1 protein-coding gene is annotated in these 1,554 nt (G+C 69.6%); it reads right to left on the bottom strand.

Annotation, left to right across the window (positions count from 1 at the left end):
• Positions 1-20 precede the first annotated feature (20 nt).
• Entirely contained in the window at positions 21-1,439 is a 1,419-nt protein-coding gene (locus D7V77_RS41925) for an ISKra4 family transposase (RefSeq protein ID WP_120581723.1), read from the bottom strand.
• Positions 1,440-1,554 lie beyond the last annotated feature (115 nt).

Raw genomic sequence — 1,554 nt, 5'->3', positions numbered from 1 at the left:
GGGTGTGGCTCCCATCCTGATCACGCGGCGCGCCGCACCCGAGCGCGCCGTGGCGCGAGAATGAGAGTCATGGCGGCGTCCCAACGGTCCGAGAGCACCAGAGCGCGGAGGTCGAGGATGTGCTGGCCGGACTCCTCCTTCCAGCGGGCACCTGGGCGCTTCATGCGCATGGCGACGAGAGACTTGCAGGTGGCCTCCACGTTGCCGCTACCAATGGGCAGCCCTTGCGCTCGTGCCTCGGCGTAGTGCATCCGCTCCCCGTGGTTCTCCATGTAGGTGAGCGCCTCGTGCACCGGGCGGCGGTCGCCGAGGACGACGTCCCGCTTGCCGCTGGCGTGCAGCGCACTGACGAGAGTCCATACCGCTCCGGGCGTGTTGAGCAGGGACCATTTCCACTTCTCACGCAGGGCGGAGGCATTCTGCTCCCCTGCCACGACGAGGGCCGCGGCCCCGAGCTTCTCCAGCAGGTGCCAGAAGTCCACCAGACGCACCACCTCCTTGGCCGCGGGAGCGTGGGTGGAGAGCGCCTCGTCTAGCAATGCATGCAGTTCGGGAGCGCCATCGGTGAGGGTGGCGACGCACAGGGAGGGCTGTCTGGAAACCAGCGCCTGGACGTCGCGGGCCAGACGCTCCGCCAGTCCCCGGGCATCGCCATGAGGCATCCGGCCATAGCGCACGGCGCCCAGCGCTTCGCCCTGGGCGTCATGGAGGACGAGGCAGGCGGCGTAGGCCATGTGCCAGACAACGTCCACCGGGCGTTGGGGGGCGCCCTTGCGCGGCCGTCCCACGGGCCGCTTCTTCGGCTCCTCCATGGGCACCGCCACCCGGTCCAGGCTGACGCTCACGCTGTGCGTCCCTTCGGGGGCTTCCAGGGCCTCGGCCAGCGCCGCCTCCACTCGGGGCCGCTGGTGGCTGTACAACGCCCCCACCTCATGGCCCATCCGCTCGAACGAGGCGCGGCAGTAGGGCAGCACGCCCATCTGGCGCGCCGTCGCTTGCGCCTCGCGCGAGGTGCCCCGGGCCAGCAGGTACCCCATGGGCACCGCCGCCTCCGGCAGCCAGCCATCGGCCACACACCCGGCGCGCAGGCTGATGGCGTCCACCGTGCGGCCATTCCTGACACCCACCTCTCGGTAGAGGCTGCGTTCTATTTCGACGGCCCCTTGCCTCGTCTTGTACGCCGCCGTGTACCGGCCAACCCGGGCGTGGAGCTGGCCCGCGAGCCGGAGCCGGGGGGCGTCGACGTCGTAGCCTCGAAGCAACCTCCGCTTCTCATCGCGCTGCAATGTCTCGGCTGCCTCGTCGATGGCGCTCAGCGCACCCACTGGGTCCACCTCCCCGAAGCTGCGCCCCGCCTCTGCCTCTCGCCGCAGCTTCGTTTCCATGGCTTTGAGCAACCGCGCGACTTCCTCCGAAACCTCGAGCGTCACCTTCGGCATCTTGCCACCTCCATCGAGGTAACCCACCAGACGCCTTCCATCGTGCCGATGCGCAGGCTCACGGCCGCTCGATGGCCTGTCAGCTCATCCCTCGCTCAGGATCGGATCCAGACCC

Source organism: Corallococcus sp. CA041A (assembly GCF_003612075.1).
Lineage (GTDB): Bacteria > Myxococcota > Myxococcia > Myxococcales > Myxococcaceae > Corallococcus > Corallococcus exiguus.
The sequence above is the reverse complement of the archived record's forward strand: the minus strand, read 5'-3'. Positions and strand labels throughout refer to the sequence as shown.

What these genes read in the sequence shown, in the direction of transcription:
- D7V77_RS41925 (WP_120581723.1), bottom strand. Translation starts at nt 1,439, where the DNA reads ATGCCGAAGGTGACGCTCGAGGTTTCGGAGGAAGTCGCGCGGTTGCTC.